The following is an 18,880-nucleotide window of genomic DNA, read 5'->3' on the forward strand; positions in this document are numbered from 1 at the left end:
GCCATGCAAAAACTCACCCGCGCCGACCTGCTGTCGCTGGAGCAGTACGCCGAGCAGCGCCCGGCGATGCGTGCCCGCGTGCTGGAGCACAAGAAAAATCGCCATATCCAGCTTGGCCCGCACGCCACGCTGGCCTTCGAGGATCGCCTGACCGTCCAGTACCAGATCCAGGAAATGCTGCGCATCGAGCGCGTGTTCGAGGCGCGCGGCATCCAGGACGAGCTGGACGCCTACAACCCGCTGATCCCGGACGGTCAGAACCTGAAGGCCACGTTCATGATTGAGTACGACGACGAGGCCGAGCGGCGTCAGGCGCTGGCAAAGCTGATCGGCGTCGAGGACCGCGTCTGGCTGCGCGTGGCCGGCCACGAGCCGGTATACGCCATCGCCGACGAGGACATGGAGCGCGCCAACGACGACAAGACCTCCGCCGTGCATTTCGCGCGCTTCGAGTTCACGCCGGCCATGATCGGGGCGCTGCATGCAGGCGCGGACCTGGCCGCCGGCATCGACCACCCGAACATGACGGTCAGCATCGACCCCCTGCCGGCCGCCACGCGCGCGGCGCTGGCGGCGGATCTGGTCGGCTGAGCGGCCACCACACGCACCCATCGCAAGGACACCGTAAATGCGACAGGCAAGACTGCTGCTGGCCACGCTGCTGGCTTTGGCCCTGAGCGGCTGCGGCTACAACAAGTTCCAGACCGGTGACGAGCAGGTCAAGGCGGCCTGGTCGGAGGTGCTGAACCAGTACCAGCGCCGCGCCGACCTGGTGCCCAACCTGGTCAACACGGTCAAGGGCTTCGCCGCGCAGGAGAAGGAGGTCCTGACGCAGGTGACGCAGGCCCGCGCCTCGGTCGGCTCGATCCAGGCCACGCCGGAACTGCTCAACGACCCGGAAGCATTCGCCAAATTCCAGGCCGCGCAGGGGCAACTGACCGGCGCTCTGTCGCGCCTGCTGGTGGTGTCCGAGAACTACCCGCAGCTGAAATCGGACGCCAATTTCCGCGACCTGCAGGCGCAGCTGGAAGGCACCGAGAACCGCATCACCGTGGCCCGCAACCGCTACATCAAGGCCGTGCAGGACTACAACGTCACGGTGCGCTCGTTCCCGTCCAACCTGACGGCGATGCTGTTCGGCTACCGCGTGAAGCCGAATTTCACGGTCCAGAACGAGCAGGAGATTTCGGCGCCGCCGAAGGTCGATTTCAGCCCGGCACCGGCCCGGCCGTGACCAACCGCCGCGGCGACGCCCGGTGCTGACGGCATCCCGAATCCTGATCCTGGCCTGGGCGCTGTGCAGCCCATGGGCGGCCCACGCGGAGGTGGCCGTCCCGTCGCTGACGGCCCGCGTCACCGACCTGACGGCGACCCTGACACCCGAGCAAAAGTCCACGCTCGAACAGTCACTGCGCGCCTTCGAAGCGCTCAAGGGCAGACAGATCGCCGTCCTGATGGTGCCCACCACGGCGCCGGAAACGATCGAGCAGTATTCCCTGCGCGTAGTCGAGCAGTGGAAACTCGGACGTCAAAAGGTCGATGACGGCGCCCTGCTGATCGTGGCCAAGGACGACCGCACGCTGCGCATCGAAGTCGGTTACGGCCTGGAAGGCGCCCTGAACGACGCCACCAGCAAACGCATCGTCAGCGAAGTCATCACGCCCTATTTCCGGCAAGGCGACTACTACGGCGGCATCAGTGCCGGTGTGGACCGGATGATTCGCGTCATCGACGGCGAAGTCCTGCCCCCTGCGCCAGCCAGGCCGGTGCGGGAAGGCGCCGCGTTGCTGCGTAATCTGCCCCTGGTCCTGTTTCTGATGGTGGCGATCGGTGGCGTGTTGCGGGCGGTGCTCGGACGGCTGCCGGGCGCAGCGGTCGGCGGCGCCATCATCGCGGTGGTCGCGTGGCTGCTGATCGGCACGGTCATCGTGGCCCTGATCGCCGGGGTGCTGGCCTTTTTGTTTACCTTGCTCGGCGGCGGACGCGGTGGCTTTGGCGGTTATCCGGGGGGTCTGGGCGGTCGCGGCGGGTTTGGCGGCGGCGGCTTTGGCGGCGGTGGTTTCGGCGGCGGCGGCGGCAGCTTCGGTGGCGGCGGCGCGTCGGGGCGGTGGTAGGCATGGACTTGAAACGCATCCTCAGGCACCTGCTCACGACCCGTCGGCACCTCACGCGGGCCTTTCCAAAAGCGGCGCTGGCGGCCATCGAGCAGGCGATCGGGGCCAGCGAGCAGCAGCACGCAGGGCAGCTGCGCTTCGTGGTCGAGGCGGCGCTGGACAACGGACCGCTGTTTGGCGGCCAGACAGCCAGGGAGCGTGCGCTCGAGCTTTTCTCGCAGCTGCGCATCTGGGACACGCAGCACAACAACGGCGTGCTGATCTACCTGCTGCTGGCGGACCGGGACGTGGAGATCGTTGCCGACCGCGGCATCCACGCGCGGGTGGGAACCGAACAGTGGGAAGCCATCTGCCGCGAGATGGAAAGCGCCTTCAGGCGCGGCGATTACGCGGCAGGCGCGATCCACGGCATCGACGCGGTAAGCAGGCATCTGACGCGGCACTTCCCTGCCGCGGGCGGCGATGTCGGGAACGAATTGCCCGACACCCCGCTGATGTTGTGAGCTGATCGGCACGGACCGGCTGCGACATTCCGGTCACCACCCGCTCCCGGCACCAGGCGGCCAGGGGCCGCCATGCGATACTGCCGGCCCCGTTGCAGCCTGCCGGTGAGGCCGCCTTGGACAGCTATCACGAACTTGTCCGCACCATCGCGCTGACGCTGGGCGTCGGCTGGGCCAGCGGCATCAACCTGTACGCCGCCCTGCTGGTGCTGGGCATCGCCGGGGCCACCGGCGACCTGGCCCTGCCGCCCGACCTGCAGGTGCTGGCCAGCCCGCTGGTGATCGGCGCCGCCGGCCTGATGTACGGGGTGGAATTCTTCGCCGACAAGACGCCGGGCGTCGACAGCGGCTGGGACGCGCTGCACACCTTCATCCGCATCCCGGCCGGGGCGCTTCTGGCGGCCGGCGCCGTGGGCGAGGTCACGCCGGCGCTCGAAATCGCCGCCGGCATCCTGGGCGGCGGCATGGCCGCGACGAGTCACGTCACCAAGGCCGGCACGCGCCTGCTGATCAACACCTCGCCGGAGCCGTTCTCGAACTGGACCGCGTCGGTGGCCGAGGATGTCGCCGTATTCGGCGGCCTGTGGGCGGCGCTGAACCAGCCCTGGCTGTTCATCAGCCTGCTGGTGGCCTTCCTGGTGCTGGTTGTCTGGTTGCTGCCCAGGGTGTTTCGGGCCTTGCGCAAGGTCGGCGGCGGCATCCTGCGACTGCTGGGCCGGCGACCGCGCGCGCCCGCTGCCGACCCGCCGGCCAGTATCGAACATCAATAAAAGAATTCAGGCCGGAGGAGTAACGTGGATTTCGAGCTGACCGCCGACCAGCAGGCCATCTGCGAGCAGATCGAGCGCCTGTGCGCGCCCTTCGACGACCGCTACTGGTTCGAACGGGACCACGACGGCGAATTTCCGCTGGATTTCGTGAGCGCCATGGCCGACGGCGGGTGGCTGGGCATCGCCATGCCGGAGGCCTACGGCGGCGCCGGGCTTGGCATCACCGAAGCGGCGCTGATGATGCAGACCGTGGCCGCCTCGGGTGCCTGCCTGTCCGGCGCCTCGGCCATTCACCTGAACCTGTTCGGGCCGAACGTGATCGTCAAATTCGGCACGCCCGAGCAGCGCGAGCGTTTTTTGCCGCCGCTGATCCGCGGCGAGCAGCGCGCCTGCTTTGCCGTGACCGAGCCGAACACGGGCCTGGACACGACGCATCTGAAAACCTTTGCCCGCCGCGACGGCGACCGTTACGTGGTCCACGGCCAGAAGGTGTGGACCAGCAACGCCCAGCACGCCCACAAGATGCTGCTGATCGCCCGCACCACGCCGCTGGAGGAAACCGCCCGGCCGATCGACGGCCTGACGTTGTTCTACTGCGACCTGGACCGCGCCCGGGTCGAGGTGCGCGAGATCGAGAAAATGGGCCGCAAGTGCGTGGACTCGAATCAGGTGTTCATCGACGGCCTGGAAATCCCCGTGCAGGACCGCATCGGCGAGGAAGGCCAGGGCTTTCGTTACCTGCTGCACGGCCTGAATCCGGAGCGCATCCTGATCGCCGCCGAGGCCATCGGCATCGGCCGCGCGGCGCTGCGCAAGGCCACCGAGTACGCCAGGGAGCGGGTGGTGTTCGGCCGCCCGATCGGCCAGAACCAGGCCATCCAGCATCCGCTGGCCGAATGCTGGGCCGAGCTTGAAGCCGCCAACCTGGTGATGCTGAATGCCGCCAGCCAGTACGACCGTGGCGCCGACTGCGGCGCGCATGCCAACGCCGCCAAGTACCTGGCCGCCGAGGCCGGCTTCAAGACCTGCACCCAGGCGGTGATGACCCACGGTGGCTTCGGCTATGCCAAGGAGTACCACGTCGAGCGCTACCTGCGCGAGGTGATGATCACCCGCCTGGCGCCAGTCAGCCCGCAGCTGGTGCTGTGCTATCTGGCCGAGCGGGTGCTGGGCCTGCCCAAGTCGTACTGATGCCCGAGGCAATTTGATGTTCGCGCCGTTGGCCGGCGTGCGGGTGCTGGAACTGGCGCCCTTCCTGCCGGGGCCGTTCGCCGGCGCGCAGTTGCTGGCGCTGGGCGCCGAGGTGGTCAAGCTCGAACCGCCGGGCGGCGATCCGGGCCGCCATCTGCCCGATGAGCTGTTCGCCATGAACAACCGTGGCAAGAAAAGCGTCTGCGTGGATCTTAAGGCGCCCGGCGCAGGGGCCTTCGTGCAGCGCCTGGTGGCCGGCTTCGACGTGGTGCTGGAGGGCTTTCGCCCCGGCGTGGCGGCGCGGCTGGGCGTCGATTACGACACGCTGAAGCAGGCCCGGCCGGACCTTGTCTACTGCTCCCTGTCCGGCTTTGGCCAGACCGGCCCGCGCGCCGCCCTGCCCGGCCACGACCTGACCTATCTGGCCGCCGGGGGCGCGCTGGCCCGGCCCGGTCACTGGCAGGGACCGCCGCAGCGACCGGGCGTGCCGGTGGCCGACACCGCCGGGGGCCTGTTTGCGGCACTGGCCGTGGTCTCAGCCCTGCTGCGCCGGGCGGCCACCGGCGAAGGCGCCTACCTCGATGCCTCGCTGACGGATGCGGCGCTGAGTCTGGCGGCATGCCGCGGGCTGGCGCCGGCCCAGTCGCGGACCCATCTGCACCCGGCGAACGATCTATTCACCTGCCGCGACGGCGCGCTGATCGCCGCCGGCCTGCTGGAGGATCATTTCTTCGACGGTTTCGTGGCGGCGCTGGGCGAGGCCGGGGCCGCACTGCGCGCCCCGCAATACGCCGACCTCACCAGCCGCCAGCGGCACGGCGACGCGCTGCAGGCGGAACTGAAAGCGCTGTTCGCCAGCCGCGACGCAGGCGACTGGGAGGCGCTGGCCGAGGCGCACCGGCTGCCGATGGTGCGCGTGCAGGACGTGGCCGAGGCGCTGGCCGAGCAAAGCCCAGGCGCAGCGGCGCCCGCCTTTCCGGTGTGCGTCGACGGCGCACCCCTGCCGGCACCGGCGCAGCCGGCACCGACACTCGGCGCCGACGCCGCGGCCGTGCTGGCCGCCATCGGCTACGATGCCGCCGCCGTCGCGGCGCTGGCCGCGGCCGGCGTGTTGATCCTGTCCCCTACGGAGCCTTCATGATCGAGCTGTACCAGTTCGCCCCCGCCTGGGGCCTGCCCAACCCCAGTCCGTTCTGCATCAAGCTCGAGCTGTACCTGAAGATGACCGGCCTGCCATTCGAGGTCATCACCGAAAACGACACCCGCAAGGGCCCCAAGGGCAAGATTCCGTTCATCCGTGACGACGGCCAGACCATCGGCGACTCGGAACTGGTCATCGAGTACCTGAAGGACAAGTATGGCGACCGCGTCGACGCCAGCCTGACGGCCGAACAGCGCGCCCGCGCCCACGCCATCAACCGCATGCTGCACGACAGCACCTACTGGGTGCTGCTGCACTGCCGCTGGATGGAAGACAACGGCTACCAAGCCATGCGCCAGGCGCTGTTCGGCGACCTGCCGTGGCCGCTGCGGGTGATCATCCCGCCGCTGGCCCGCCGCAGCCTGCGCCGCAACCTGACCGGCCAGGGCCTTGGCCGGCACAGCCGGGACGAGATTTTCCGCTTCGGCTTTGCGGATCTTGACGCCCTGTCGGTGCTGCTGGGCGAGAAGGCGTTCCTGCTGGGCGACACCCCCACCAGCGTGGATGCCACGGCGCACGCCTTCATCATGAGCCTGGTCGGGCCGCCCATCGACAACCCGATGCGCGAGCGCATCCAGCGCACCGCCAACCTGATGGCCTACTACCAGCGCATGAACCAGCGTTTCTATCCGTCGCTGGCGGCCGCGCGCTGAAGGGGATGCCGTTCAGCCCCCGTTCAGCCAGCGGCCCGCATACTGCGCCTGCGTCGTGATCGACGGGGCGCATGAAGAATCCATCAACCGTGGTCGATGACGTGCAATTCGATCGCCATCAGGAGCGTTGCCGATGAAAACAATCAAGACCTGCTGTTTTGCCCTGCTGACTCTGGTCGCCGTGAGCAGCGTCCAGGCCAGCGACACCGTGGATGCCGCCATCGGCGGTGGCCTGGGTGGCGCCGCGGGCGCCGCCATCGGCAACGAGGTGGGAGGCCGCGACGGGGCCATCATCGGCGGCGCGGTGGGCGCCGCAGCCGGCGCAGCCATCACCACCGACGATGACCGTGATCATTACCGTGACGGCCGCCGCCGTTACGTCGAATACCCGTACGACGACGGCGGCCACCGCCACGGCGGCCACTTCTGCCCGCCGGGCCAGGCCAAGAAGGGCAACTGCTGAGCCGCCCGCAGGAAATCGACCGACAACGGACGCAAGCCCGTTGTCGGTCGTTCGCCTTCAGGCGATGCCCAGTTCCCGGAGCTTGCCGCCCAGCCACTCCCGGCGTTCCTGCGTGACGTCCGCCACCGGCGCCAGCACGTAGCCGCCCTTGAGGCCAATCGCGTCGTACCAGGGTTTCAGCAGCGTGAAGGCACTGGCATAGGTGCCGGTGCGGGCCAGTTCCCAGACCGTCATGTCCTCGATGAAGCCGGACGCCGCGCGCAGCGACAGCCACTTGGCCTGCGCCGCCGGCCAGTCGCCGGCCGCCGCGTCGGCCATGTACTGGCGGATCACCGGGCGCAGCTTGCCGAACACCGTGTAGTGAAAGGCCGCCCACTGCAGGAACTTGTAACCCAGGCGCAAATCGTCCAGGAAGTACTGCTCCATCGGCTCCGAGACGAAGAAATCCTGGCGCAGGTCGCGGCGCAGTTTGTAGGTGTCCGAGCGGCGCAACGAGCCCTGCTTGACGCCGACCAGGGTCGGCAGGTCCGCCAGACGCTGCATCAGTTCCAGGCTCAGCACCGTGCCCGACACCGGCGTGCGGTAGAGCACGATGGCCATGTCGCTGCGGTCGGTCAGGTACTTGTAGAAGGCGAAGATTTCATCGTCGCTTTTCAGCTGCACGGCCGGGTTCATGACCTCTGCCACCTGGTAGCCGAGCGTGCGCGTGAACTCGATCTTCTCCAGCGCCTGGCGGGCCGAGGGGTCCAGGATGATGGTGGAGATTTTCATGCGCCCGGCGTTCGCGTCGGCCACCAGCTCGTGGTAACGCATCCATTCGGACAGGGTCAGGTTCCAGGCCTCGCCGATGAAACCGCCGACCACGATGCCCTCCATGCCCATGTCGACGAAGGCATCGATGTTGTGCCGCAGGGCCGGCGCGTCCACCTCGCCGTCGCGGGTGAACGGCGTCAGCGGGGCGTCGTGAAAGCCGTGCAGGTTGGCCTGCGCCCAAGACTTGGCTTCGTTTCGCGTGTATTCCATGCTGCTCTCCTCCTGTTCCATGCGTGAGTCCGGCGACCGCAGCGACCGGCAGCGGGCATCATAGTCCCCGGTTTTTCAATCACGCTGATGTCTGCCATGCGCCGCTTTGTGTTTTTCGCAATGTTCGTTGGCCTGCCGCTGGCCGAGCTTTATCTGGTGCTGCTGGCGGCGGCGCGACTGGGCGCGCTCACGACGCTGCTGTTGCTGATCCTGGGCGCCGTCGCCGGCAGCGCGGTCATGCGCTACCACGGCATCGCCAGCGTGGCGCGGCTGCGGTCGGCTCTGGCCGGCGGGCAATCGCCGGCGGGACCGATGCTGGAAGCCGTGCTGGCGCAGCTCGCCGGCCTGCTGCTGGTAGTGCCCGGCTTCATCACCGACGCGGTCGGTGTGTGCCTGCTGATCGCGCCGCTGCGGCGCTGGCTGGCGTCACGCCTGGCCGGCCTGCCCGGCCCTGGGTCCGGCACTCAGGTGCGCATCATCGAAGGCGAGTTTCGCAGCCGCGACGAGGACTGAACGCCGACCGCCCTCAGTCCAGCAGCGACGCCAGGGCGGCCAGCAGGGCCTCGGGCGAGTCCAGACGGCAGCTTGCCGCCGTCGGCCGTCCGCTGCGGGCGATCAGCACCCCGTAGCCGCCGGCCCGCCGCGCGGCGCGAAAGGCGGCTTCGTCGGCCAGATCGTCACCGAAGAAAATCGGCATGCAGTGTCCGACCAGGCGCTGCATGCGCCCGTGCAGCCACTCGACAGCCGTGCCCTTGTCGCGATCGATGGCGGGGCGAATTTCCAGCACCTGCCGGCCACCGTCGACAACGAGCCCGTCGAAGGCGGCAACCGCGCTTACCACATCGCGGCGCAGCATGACCGCGGCGCCCGGCGCCACGGCCCGGTAATGCACCGAGACGGTCACGCCCTTGTGCTCGATGACACAGCCCGGATACCCGCCCAGCAGCGGCGACAGGCGATCGTGCACGGCATCCAGAAGCGGCCGCCAGCCGGCCGCCAGCTCAAGCGCCTGCGGATCGTAGTCGGCACCGCGCAGTTCAAGGCCGTGATTGCCGGCCAGATAGGCGGACGGCAGGGCCACGCGCGTGGCCAGATCATGCAGCGCCCGACCGCTGACCACCGCCAGCGGATGGCGCGCCACCAGGCGTGCGAGCAGCTCGCGCATGGCCGGCGGCAGGCAACCGTCGGCCGGATGATCGGGCACCGGCGCCAGCGTGCCGTCGAAATCGAACAGCAGTGCCAGCGGCCGGCCGGCCAATGCGGCGAGGATCGCAGCGGCATCCGGCAGCGCGCGGAATTTTTCGGCGTACGCGCTCAGCAGGCTGCCGTTGCCGATCTCGGATGGCGCCTCGAGCAGCAATTCCGCGCCCGCGGCAAGCTGCGACGCACCGTGCTTGCCACTGCCCAGCCCCGCCACCAGGCCGGCGCCGGCGCGCCAGGCGGCGCGCACCGACTCGGCATCGATGGCCAGCACGACCACCTGCTGCGGCGCCGCGTGAAACGGCGGCGGCAGCGCATCGCCGAGCTGGCTGGCCAGCATCGCCACCGCCGGCAGGCCAAGCGCCTCCAGGGACGGCAGGATGCGCCCCAGGCCAGGCCGCGGGCGCTGGCTGACGACCAGAACGGCACTGGGTTGAAGCGAATCGGAAGCCGTGTTGGACGCGAGCTTGGGCATGGCGGGAGTCCGGTGGGAAACGCTGTGGCGAGACGGCTGATCCGGCGCTGGCAGACTAACTCACCCCGCCGGCGGGCGCATCGGCAGTGCCCGGCATCGCGGCGGCCCGGCCGATGATGGCCGGCTGCCCCCACACCGTGGGCAGGTCCGTCAGGCGGTCGAACACGGCCACCGCGCCGGCCGCCGAAAAATCGCAGCTGCGGTCGTAACCGTAGGTCACGGCCACCGTGGCAACACCAGCCGCCCGCCCCGCCGCCATGTCTATGTGCGAGTCCCCGACCAGCAGGCAGCGCTCGGCCGCCACACCCAACCCGGACAGGGCCGCCAGGACCGGCAGTGGATCCGGCTTGAGGCGGGCCGTGCTGTCGCCGCCGATGATGATGGCAAAGCATGCGTCCAGGCCCAGGGCCGCCAGCAGCGGCCCGACGAAACGGTGTGGCTTGTTGGTGACGCAACCGAGCCGGATGCCGGCGCCAGCCAGTGCCGCCAGCGTGGTGGCGACACCCGAATAGAGCCGACTGTCGCGGCAGGGTTCGGCGGCATAGTGAGCGTTGAAAACGGCCATCGCCTGGCCGTGCAGTGCCGCCGGCGCAACGCCTTCGGGGCAGCCGGTCAGCGCGCGGTGCAGCAGACGCGCGGCGCCGTTGCCGACCCAGCCGCGCACGCGGTCCTGGTCGGCCGCGGCGTGTCCGACACTGGCCAGCGCGGCGTTCACGCAACGCGCCAGATCGGGCACGCTGTCGACCAGGGTGCCGTCCAGATCGAACAGGATCGCCTGCGGTGCCAGCGAAAGTGCGCCCTGCAATGGTGCAACGGCGTGGCCTGACGGCGTCTTTGCTGTCGCCACCCGTGCGGCATCGCAGGCGCGCGTCATGCCGGCTCAGCCCGCCTCAGGCGAATTGGCTTGCAGACGGGCCCGATTCAGGGCCAGCCACTGCAGGGCGATGATCGCCGGACTGTTCTGGATCCGGCCGGCCGCCAGCCATTCGAGGGCCGTGCCGAAGGGAATCACGTGAACGCGGATGTCCTCGTCCTCGTCGTCCACGCCATGGATTCCGCCGACGCCGGTCAGGTCCGTCAGCGCGCAGTACAGGGTCAGATGCTCGCTGACCGCGCCGGGGCTCATGTAGTAGGCGGCAATCGGCAGCAAGTCGGGGCCGAGCTGGCAGCCGGCTTCCTCGACTGCCTCGCGCCGGGCCACGTCGGCCGCAGTTTCTGCATCGTGGATGATGCCGGCGACGATTTCGATCTGCCACGGCGCCCCGCCGTGCGCGTACGGCCCAATGCGGAACTGCTCGATCAGCAGCACGCTGTCGCGCTGCGGGTCGTAGGGCAGCACGGCGGCAGCGTGGCCGCGTTCGAACAGCTCGCGCTGGAACGGCCGGCTCCAGCCGCCGCCGAACAGGCGGTGGCGCAGGCGATACTGGTCGACGCGAAAGTAACCCTGAAAAACCGTTTCCCGCTGCAGCACTTCCACATCGCGCTGGCGGTCGAATTCACTGGGGCTCATCGGGACGCGCGCTGCTTTGCATCGGACAGTAGGCGGGGGTGAGCTTGTCATGGTAGCAGCGGTGCGGGGGTTTGCCGGCGCAACCGAATGGGGTTACAAGAGTCCATGCACCAGCGCAGTGCGACGACCCGTCAACTTGCTGCGCCGTTTCGGGTCAAAGAACCACAGTGATGCAGGGCGCGGAACCGGCCCACGGCATGGGGAACGAGACCGACCTGGCCACTTGGCACGGGTCTTGATAACAGTCACTTTGGGAGGCGTCATCCACCCCTGACATCGTTCCTGCCCCTGCGGCCCCTGCGGACCGCTGCGTGGGCGGGGTCGGGGAATGCCAGCAGGCAACGGATGGTCGACAACACAAGGCAATCAGAAACAGGAAACCGCACGCACGCAACAGGATTGACACACGACGGAGGTCGTTACATGGGTACGAGTACTGGATCCTTCGCTGACCTGATCGGTGAAGACCGCAAAGCGCGCCAGGAGCACAGCTGGCAGGGCAATTTCCTGGATTACCTGGAACTGGTACGCCAAGACCCGACCATCCCGAAGCTGGCGCACGCCCGTCTGTACGAGGCGGTCACGGCGGCTGGTGCCACCGACCTTGGCGAGACCGACGACCCGCACCTGAACCACCTGTTCGGCGACGAGCGCATCAAGCGCTACCACTACTTCGAGAAGGAATTCTTCGGTATCGAGCGGTCGATCGCACAGATCGTCCGCTACCTGCACTCGGCCGCCCTGCGCGGCGAGGAAAGCCGCCAGGTGCTGTACCTGATGGGCCCGGTCGGCGCCGGCAAGAGCTCGCTGGTGGCCAAGCTGCAACGGGCGCTGGAGGAAACCGAGCCGGTCTACGCCATCGACGGCTGCCCGATCGCCGAGGAACCCCTGCATCTGATACCGGTACACCTGCGCCGCAGCTTCTCGGACGTGCTGGGCGTGCCGATCGAGGGCGAGCTTTGCCCCATGTGCCGGCACCGCCTGGAAACCGAATTCGGCGGGCGCTACGAGGACGTGCCGGTCGCGCGGGTGGCATTTTCCCGCCACCGGCGGCGGGGAATTGGCGTGGTGCCGCCGGTCGACCCGAACAACCAGGACACCTCGGTCCTGATCGGCTCGGTGGACATCTCCAAGCTCGACCGCTACTCGGAGTCCGACCCGCGGGTGCTGGACCTGTCGGGCGCCTTCAACGTCGGCAACCGCGGCATCGTCGAGTTCATCGAGGTGTTCAAGAACGAGCCCGAATACCTGCACACCATGATCACGGCCACGCAGGAGAAGTTCGTGCCGGCGCCCGGCCGCCACGGCACGGTGTACGTGGACTGCGCCATCATCGCCCACTCGAACGAGGCCGAGTGGCAGAAGTTCAAGGCCGACCACACCAACGAGGCGATCATGGATCGCATCGTGGTGGTGAAGGTGCCCTACAACCTGCGCCTATCGGAAGAGATCAAGATCTACGAGAAGATGCTGCGCGAGTCGCAGTTCCGGGCCCACATCGCGCCGCATACGCTCGAAACGGTCAGCATGTTCGCCATCCTGTCGCGCCTGGAGCCCACCTCCAAGTGCGACCTGATGACCAAGCTGCGCCTGTACGACGGCGAGGAAGTGGTCAAGAAAGGCACCACGCTGAAGCTGTCGGCCAAGTCCCTGCAGGAAGACACCCACCGCGAGGGCCTGTTCGGCATCTCGACCCGCTTCATCATGAAGGCGCTCGACAATGCGCTGGCCGACAACCCCGAAGTCGGCATCAACCCGATCAGCGTGCGCGAGGCGCTGGTGGACATGGTCAAGCGCGCCGATATGGCCGAGGACACCAAGAAGCTGTACCTGGAGTTCCTGCAGGACACCCTGCACAAGGCCTACCTGGACATCCTTGAAAAGGAGGTCACACGCGCCTTCGTGTTCTCGTTCGAACAGCAGGCCGAGGACCTGTTCCAGAACTATCTGGACCACGCCGAGGCCTACGTGAACAAGTCCAAGGTCAAGGACCGCAACACCGGCGAGGAGCTGCGCCCGGACGAGAGCTTCCTGAAATCGGTCGAGGAGCAGATCGGCATCGTCGGCTCGGCGGCCGAAGGCTTCCGGCAGGAAGTCATGTCCTACCTGTGGGCGGCCACGCGGCGCGGCGAGAAGGTCAGCTACCGGGCCTACGAGCCGCTGCGCGACGCGCTGGAGAAAAAGCTGCTGCATTCGGTGCGCGACATGAGCCGCATCGTCACCAAGTCGCGCACCCGCGACGAGGAGCAGAAGGACAAGTACGACACGCTGATCCAGCGCATGATGGAGTTGGGCTACAACGAGCACTCGGCCGAGGTGGTGCTCAAGTACGCGGCCAACAACCTGTGGAAGGACTGACCGCGAGGCAGGCTTGAAAACGGGCTGGCGGCCCCGGTCGCCGCCAGCCCGTCGCATACGGCGCCGCACCGTGCCACGCGGCGATGCACAGCAGGAGGGGCTATGACGCGCGCCCAGTTCCGATCATTCCCAGCCGACGCACTGCGCTCGGACCGCAGCGCCGGCGATCGCGCCCGGCACCGCCAGAAGGTGCGCCAGGCGATCCGCGACAACATCGGCGACATCGTCGCCGAAGAGGCCATCATCGGCCGCAGCGGCGACCGCATGGTCAAGGTGCCGATCCGCGGCATCCGCGAATACCGCTTCGTGTACGGCCAGAACCAGCCCGGCGTCGGCACCGGCGAGGGCGGCACCGAGGTCGGCCAGAGCGTCGGCCAGGGCGACCAGTCCGGCGCCGGCAAGGGCCAGGGCGGCAACGAGGCCGGCCAGGATTACTACGAGACCGAGATCAGCCTGGAAGAGCTGATCGACATCATGTTCGAGGACCTGTCCCTGCCGGACCTGGAGCGCAAGAAGCTGCGCCAGTTGCCGTCCGAGCACGCCTTCCAGCGCAAGGGCTTCCGGCATTCCGGCATCCGCGTGCACCTGGACAAGAAACGCACCGCCATGCAACGCATCCGGCGCCAGATCGCCCAGCGTGCAGGTGCGCCGGGCGTGCCGACCGGCGAAGGCATGGCCGGCGACACCGAGAAGCGCTTCCCCTTCCACAAGGAGGACATGATCTACCGCCGCCTGCTGCCGGACACCCGGCCGCAATCGAACGCCGTGGTGCTGTGCATGATGGACACCTCCGGCTCCATGGACAGCACCAAGAAATACCTGGCGCGCTCGTTCTTCTTCCTGCTGTATCAGTTCGTGCGCAGCCGCTATGCGGAAGTCGAGCTGGTGTTCGTGGCCCACCACGCCACCGCCGCCGAGGTCACCGAGGACGAGTTCTTCCACAAGGGCGAGTCCGGCGGCACGGTGATTTCATCCGCCTATCAGAAGGGGCTGGAGATACTCGCCGAGCGCTACCACCCGAGCCTGTGGAACATCTACGCCTTCCACTGCTCGGACGGCGACAACTTCCCCGGCGACAACGACAAGACCGTGCAGGCGGCCGAGGCCATCTGCGAGATGGCCAACCTGTTCGGTTACGGCGAGATCAAGCCGCCCGGCCGCGGCATCTTCGAAAGCTCCATGCTCGAGACTTTCTCGCGCATCAAGTCCGACTGCTTCCACGCCCTGACCATCCACGGCAAGGAAGACATCTGGCCCGGCCTGAAAGCCTTTCTGCAAAAGGACCGGGCCGCACAGGCCACCGGAGGTGAACATGCGTAGCTGGGACGTCGATGACCTGATCGGCTGGGACGAGCGCATCCGCGAGAAAGTGGCCGAATTCGGCCTGGACTGCTTCCCGCAGGTGTTCGAAATCTGCGACGAGGAGCAGATGCTCGGCTACATGGCCTACCACGGCATGCCCTCGCACTACCCGCACTGGTCCTACGGCAAGTCGTTCGAGAAGCTCAAGACCACCTACGACCACGGCGTCAGCGGCCTGCCCTACGAGATGGTCATCAACTCGAACGAGTCGATTGCGTACCTGATGCGCAACAACTCGCTGTGCCTTCAGATCCTGACCATCGCCCACGTCTACGGCCACAACGATTTCTTCAAGAACAACTTCACCTTCCAGGGCACGCACCCGGAGCTGACGCAGTCGCGCTTCAAGGCGCGCGCCGACCGCGTGCGCCGCTACGCGGAAGACCCGGCCATCGGCATCGACAAGGTGGAGGCGGTGCTGGATGCCGCCCACGCGTTGTCCTTCAACTGCCGGCGCAACCTCGGCGTGCGCAAGCTGGGTCACGCCGAACAGCGCGAGCGGGCCATCGAGGCCACGCACGGCCCGCACGACCCGCACCCGGACATCCACCGCGCGCCGCAGCTGCCCGAGCCGGACCTGCGCCGCGTGCCGCTGGAGCCGGAAGAGGACATCCTGCTGTTCATCCGCGACCACAATCCGTACCTCGCCAACTGGGAGCGGGACCTGCTGACCATCGTCCACGAGGAAGCGCAGTACTTCATCCCGCAGATCGAGACCAAGATCATGAACGAGGGCTGGGCCAGCTTCTGGCACCACCGCATCGTCAATAGCCTGGACCTGCCGGCCGACCTGCAGATGGAATTCATGGTCCACCACTCGCAGGTGGTGCGCCCGCACCCGGGCAGCATCAACCCGTATTACCTGGGCTTCAAGCTGTGGCACGACATCCTGCGCCGCTGCGAGAACCCGACCCCGGAAGAGCGCGAGCGCTACGGCGGCCCCACCGACGGCATGGCGACGCTGATGCGCATCCGCGAGGCAGACCGCGACGCCTCGTTCCTGCGCCAGTTCCTGACCGGCCGGCTGATGCGCGAGATGGACATGTACGAGTTCGGCCCGGAGGACGACGAATACGTCGTGCAGCGCGTGGCCGACGAGGACAGCTGGCGGCAGATTCGCGACACCCTGATCGGCAGCGTCGGCATGGCCGCCTTCCCGGTCATCCGCATCGACGATGCCGACTACGACGGCGCCCGCAAGCTGCACCTGACACACGCCTACGACGGCCGGGAACTGGAACTCGGCCAGGCCGAAAAGACCCTGGCCTACCTGCACCGCCTGTGGGGCCGCGGCGTGGTCATCGAAACCACGCTGCAGGACAAGCCGGCGCAGCTGATTTATGACGAGGGTGGTTTTGCGCCGAAACTCGCCGCCTGAGCGCGCCTTGGGACGGGTGGAAACTGCCGATCTGTAACCCATCATGCGGCGCCGGGGCACACGCCTGAGCCCCCCTGACAATCCGGCTGCGTGTACCTATTCGCGGATTGATGGGTTACGCTGCGCTTCACCCATCCTAGGCGCTACGCTTTTGGTTGCCCATGATATTTACGTCAGGTGACTGGGTAGGTCGTCGCGTTTCAAATCAAGGGGATTCATATGCGCTTGCTTGTCTTAGGTTTCCTTCTTATCTCTCTAGCTGGCTGTGCAACTGCGGCAAAGCAGACCAATGCACCAATGAGCCAGTACGACAACAATACGAAACACGCCATTGAGCCGCGCCCTGATGGCTTTTTAGTTTCAATCTACTACTCGCGCTATCAATTCTTTCCCGAGAGCGACGCAGTTGCCACTGCGTGCAAGCAAGCGCTCACGTCCATCGCCCACGAGCACGCGTCCAAAGCGGGCCGTGAGATCGAGCAGATCAATGAGCAGGCGATCCGCCTCTCTATGGGCCGCAACGGCTTGTCTGGCATTACGTCATGCAGTGCTTCTGCGCCCGCCAAGTGGAAGTAGCCGCCATCTAACAATTCATTCAAGTCAACGCCGCTTCGCGGCACGGCTTAATTCAGGCGTTGGGCCTCAAGGAGAAGTTCGTGAATCGTCGAGACAGCAAGATCGTTGAGCTCATTGAGTCAGGTGCCGATCCCGATAGCCTGACAGCGCTAATTCGAGAGGTCATGGCGTCCGATCTATCGCACATGGCGGAGATTGCAGCGATGATAGCGAACGTTAGCACGAACGGATCGGACCGCAATAATCAACTCTCAAAACTGCGTGTAATTATGTCGAGGATCTGTGATGAAATGGGCATAGAGAAGCTCACGGTCAAGAGCGCGCGAGGCGGCTACGTCGTGACGCGTTCAAACCCCAGATACGATCCACGCAGACTACAAGGCTTAATTACCTCCATTGAACGCGCTGCAGAGGAATTGAGGCATCTTTCACCGGTGGAACGTGAAGAATTCCTAGATCACGCATGCAGAGTTCTAGGCATCCAGCGAGCGTAGATACTGTTATCCGGCCATCGAATGCAAGCTGGGATGGAACGGCCGCCCGGACTTGAGCACGCCGTAGGCCACACACAGCAGCTTGCGCATCATGGCACCCAGGATCAGCATCGGCGGCTTGCCGGCGGCGGCCAGACGCTGCTCGAGCACCCGGCCCCAGGCCGTGCGCGTGGTGGCCACCCTGGCCGGCATGTACAGCCCGTAGGTTGGGGTGAGCCTGCGAACCCCAACATGTCACGACATGTCGTGACAATCGAAACAATGGGCGAGCCCGTAGGTTGGGGTGAGCCTGCGAACCCCAACATGTCATGTCATGACACGCGAAACAATGGAACCGAGATGCGATATCGGCGTACGGATACAAAAGGCGGCACCTACTTCTTCACGGTGAACCTTGCGCAGCGTCAACTTCGCTTGCTGGTGGACCACGTTGCGGTTTTGCGGGCCGCTGTGAAAGAGGTGAAAGGGCGCCACCCTTTTCACATTGATGCATTCGTGGTCTTGCCGGATCACCTGCACGCAATATGGACGCCGCCGGAAGGCGACGCCGACTTTGCGATGCGGTGGATGTTGATCAAGGCAGGGTTTTCGCGACACATCGCCAAGGGTGAACACCGAAACGCGAGCCGGATTGGCAAAGGCGAGCGTGGAATCTGGCAGCGGCGGTATTGGGAGCACATGATTCGCGACGCGCACGATTACGAACGGCATGTGGATTATGTTCACTATAACCCTGTGAAGCACGGACACGTCAACCGCGCAGCGGAGTGGCCACATTCGAGCATCCATCGGTATATTGCGGCTGGCACCCTGGGTTATGATTGGGGTGGCGAGACCAACGGAAGAGATTAAAGTGGATATGGCGAGCGCTGAAATAATTCGCGTTGGGGTTCGCAAGCTCACCCCAACCTACGGGCAGCTACGGGCTAAGCGCGCCGTAAGGCGCAATGACCGCGGAGCATTGCGTCGTATGAATCTTCATCCGGTGCAATGCGGCTTCGCCTTATTGCACCCGCGCTCCCGACGCCAGGTCACGGTGTCAATCCAGTCTCCTCGCCGGCGGGCTGACGCCCGATCGCGCAACAGCTTTGCTTGCCGATATCAAAAAGGCCACGGACGATATCAGGCGAACAATGTCAGCATAAGTGAGAAAGCAACAATGTTTAAACATTTCATGTTGCCTCTGGGAATGGCAGCATTAATGGCGTGCTCATCAGCAACGGAGGAGGTTTCGAGCGACCGAGCGGGGGTTGCGCCCGACGATGCCATCCTGGCATGGGCGCGCGAGCGGCATGGTGAACATGTGTATCAGCCTATACAAATTTTCTACGGAGATTTCACCGGCGACGGCTTGGTCGATGCCTTGGCTTGGGTGCTTTATCCAAGCGGCGGCAATAGCGATTTTCTGGATGTAGCTCTGTTCCGCAACGAAGACGGACTCATGGCCTATTATCGGAGCGTTGATGACGTATTCGGTAGCAACCCGCGCGATGTTGTTTTTGATCAAGGGCGCATCACACTGACCACAACAATGCCGAAGCCGGACGACCCACGCTGCTGCCCAACTGGGTTACGTGATTGGGTAATCGACACGAAATGACAGCCCGTA

The 18,880-nt window shown here is 66.2% G+C and carries 21 protein-coding genes and 1 pseudogene; 17 read left to right on the top strand and 5 right to left on the bottom strand.

Annotated features, from left to right (window positions below; translation table 11 throughout):
• The first annotated feature begins 3 nt into the window (after positions 1-3).
• From PG2T_RS02645 to PG2T_RS02685, 9 genes are all read left to right on the top strand, one after another.
• A complete protein-coding gene (locus tag PG2T_RS02645; protein ID WP_068802700.1) occupies positions 4-591 on the top strand; it encodes a DUF3501 family protein in 588 nt (195 codons plus the stop codon).
• Positions 592-628: 37 nt separating this feature from the next.
• The gene (locus tag PG2T_RS02650) at positions 629-1,234 is read left to right on the top strand and encodes a LemA family protein (protein ID WP_068802701.1); all 606 of its coding nucleotides are present in this window, start codon (positions 629-631) and stop codon (positions 1,232-1,234) included.
• A gap of 25 nt (positions 1,235-1,259) precedes the next feature.
• The gene (locus PG2T_RS02655) at positions 1,260-2,114 is read left to right on the top strand and encodes a TPM domain-containing protein (protein WP_068807620.1); all 855 of its coding nucleotides are present in this window, start codon (positions 1,260-1,262) and stop codon (positions 2,112-2,114) included.
• A gap of 2 nt (positions 2,115-2,116) precedes the next feature.
• On the top strand, positions 2,117-2,617 hold the full coding sequence (locus tag PG2T_RS02660) for a TPM domain-containing protein (RefSeq protein WP_068802702.1): 501 nt from the start codon (positions 2,117-2,119) through the stop codon (positions 2,615-2,617).
• A 116-nt stretch (positions 2,618-2,733) separates the two neighbouring features.
• Positions 2,734-3,387, top strand: a complete 654-nt coding sequence (locus tag PG2T_RS02665) for a DUF4126 domain-containing protein (protein WP_068807624.1) — start codon at positions 2,734-2,736, stop codon at positions 3,385-3,387.
• A 24-nt stretch (positions 3,388-3,411) separates the two neighbouring features.
• The gene (locus PG2T_RS02670; RefSeq protein WP_068802703.1) at positions 3,412-4,578 is read left to right on the top strand and encodes an acyl-CoA dehydrogenase family protein; all 1,167 of its coding nucleotides are present in this window, start codon (positions 3,412-3,414) and stop codon (positions 4,576-4,578) included.
• 16 nt (positions 4,579-4,594) lie between these two features.
• Positions 4,595-5,719 (top strand): CaiB/BaiF CoA transferase family protein, encoded by a 1,125-nt coding sequence (locus PG2T_RS02675; protein WP_068802704.1) that lies wholly within the window; start codon positions 4,595-4,597, stop codon positions 5,717-5,719.
• A complete protein-coding gene (locus tag PG2T_RS02680; RefSeq protein ID WP_068802705.1) occupies positions 5,716-6,432 on the top strand; it encodes a glutathione S-transferase family protein in 717 nt (238 codons plus the stop codon). Before PG2T_RS02675 ends, PG2T_RS02680 begins: the two co-directional genes overlap by 4 nt.
• 133 nt (positions 6,433-6,565) lie before the next feature.
• The gene (locus tag PG2T_RS02685; RefSeq protein WP_068802706.1) at positions 6,566-6,895 is read left to right on the top strand and encodes a glycine zipper domain-containing protein; all 330 of its coding nucleotides are present in this window, start codon (positions 6,566-6,568) and stop codon (positions 6,893-6,895) included.
• Positions 6,896-6,952: 57 nt separating this feature from the next.
• Here PG2T_RS02685 and PG2T_RS02690 read toward each other — a convergent pair whose 3' ends face one another.
• A complete protein-coding gene (locus PG2T_RS02690) occupies positions 6,953-7,918 on the bottom strand; it encodes a dihydrodipicolinate synthase family protein (protein ID WP_068802707.1) in 966 nt (321 codons plus the stop codon).
• Positions 7,919-8,014: 96 nt separating this feature from the next.
• Here PG2T_RS02690 and PG2T_RS02695 point away from each other — a divergent pair, with 96 nt between their 5' ends.
• Positions 8,015-8,431, top strand: a complete 417-nt coding sequence (locus PG2T_RS02695; RefSeq protein ID WP_068802708.1) for an FxsA family protein — start codon at positions 8,015-8,017, stop codon at positions 8,429-8,431.
• Between the two features lie 13 nt (positions 8,432-8,444).
• Here the strand turns inward: PG2T_RS02695 and otsB are convergent, their stop codons facing one another.
• The 3 genes from otsB to PG2T_RS02710 are packed head-to-tail and all read right to left on the bottom strand — an operon-like array spanning position 8,445 to position 11,103.
• Positions 8,445-9,593, bottom strand: coding sequence for a trehalose-phosphatase (otsB, locus tag PG2T_RS02700; protein ID WP_068802709.1), 1,149 nt, complete (start codon positions 9,591-9,593; stop codon positions 8,445-8,447).
• Positions 9,594-9,648: 55 nt separating this feature from the next.
• Positions 9,649-10,467 (bottom strand): phosphoglycolate phosphatase, encoded by an 819-nt coding sequence (locus PG2T_RS02705; RefSeq protein WP_083214716.1) that lies wholly within the window; start codon positions 10,465-10,467, stop codon positions 9,649-9,651.
• 6 nt (positions 10,468-10,473) lie between these two features.
• Positions 10,474-11,103 carry an NUDIX domain-containing protein gene (locus PG2T_RS02710; RefSeq protein WP_068802711.1) on the bottom strand — a complete coding sequence of 210 codons (630 nt, stop codon included), beginning with the start codon at positions 11,101-11,103 and terminating at the stop codon, positions 10,474-10,476.
• Positions 11,104-11,526: 423 nt separating this feature from the next.
• Here PG2T_RS02710 and PG2T_RS02715 point away from each other — a divergent pair, with 423 nt between their 5' ends.
• From PG2T_RS02715 to PG2T_RS15955, 5 genes are all read left to right on the top strand, one after another.
• A complete protein-coding gene (locus tag PG2T_RS02715; RefSeq protein ID WP_068802712.1) occupies positions 11,527-13,461 on the top strand; it encodes a serine protein kinase in 1,935 nt (644 codons plus the stop codon).
• A gap of 102 nt (positions 13,462-13,563) precedes the next feature.
• Entirely contained in the window at positions 13,564-14,781 is a 1,218-nt protein-coding gene (locus PG2T_RS02720) for a YeaH/YhbH family protein (protein WP_068802713.1), read from the top strand.
• The gene (locus PG2T_RS02725; protein ID WP_068802714.1) at positions 14,774-16,201 is read left to right on the top strand and encodes a SpoVR family protein; all 1,428 of its coding nucleotides are present in this window, start codon (positions 14,774-14,776) and stop codon (positions 16,199-16,201) included. Before PG2T_RS02720 ends, PG2T_RS02725 begins: the two co-directional genes overlap by 8 nt.
• 297 nt (positions 16,202-16,498) lie before the next feature.
• On the top strand, positions 16,499-16,777 hold the full coding sequence (locus tag PG2T_RS02730; protein WP_202816400.1) for a hypothetical protein: 279 nt from the start codon (positions 16,499-16,501) through the stop codon (positions 16,775-16,777).
• Between the two features lie 80 nt (positions 16,778-16,857).
• Positions 16,858-17,271 carry a hypothetical protein gene (locus PG2T_RS15955; protein WP_145930969.1) on the top strand — a complete coding sequence of 138 codons (414 nt, stop codon included), beginning with the start codon at positions 16,858-16,860 and terminating at the stop codon, positions 17,269-17,271.
• A 6-nt stretch (positions 17,272-17,277) separates the two neighbouring features.
• Here PG2T_RS15955 and PG2T_RS02735 read toward each other — a convergent pair.
• Positions 17,278-17,505 (bottom strand): annotated as a pseudogene (locus PG2T_RS02735) (IS110 family transposase); the annotation flags it as partial.
• A gap of 105 nt (positions 17,506-17,610) precedes the next feature.
• Here PG2T_RS02735 and PG2T_RS15320 point away from each other — a divergent pair.
• Both PG2T_RS15320 and PG2T_RS15960 read left to right on the top strand, forming a co-directional pair.
• Positions 17,611-18,123 (top strand): REP-associated tyrosine transposase, encoded by a 513-nt coding sequence (locus PG2T_RS15320; protein ID WP_075968125.1) that lies wholly within the window; start codon positions 17,611-17,613, stop codon positions 18,121-18,123.
• A gap of 118 nt (positions 18,124-18,241) precedes the next feature.
• Positions 18,242-18,871 carry a hypothetical protein gene (locus PG2T_RS15960; RefSeq protein ID WP_145930970.1) on the top strand — a complete coding sequence of 210 codons (630 nt, stop codon included), beginning with the start codon at positions 18,242-18,244 and terminating at the stop codon, positions 18,869-18,871.
• Positions 18,872-18,880: the final 9 nt, after the last annotated feature.

The sequence above is a fragment of the Immundisolibacter cernigliae genome (assembly GCF_001697225.1).
Taxonomy (GTDB): Bacteria; Pseudomonadota; Gammaproteobacteria; order Immundisolibacterales; family Immundisolibacteraceae; genus Immundisolibacter; species Immundisolibacter cernigliae.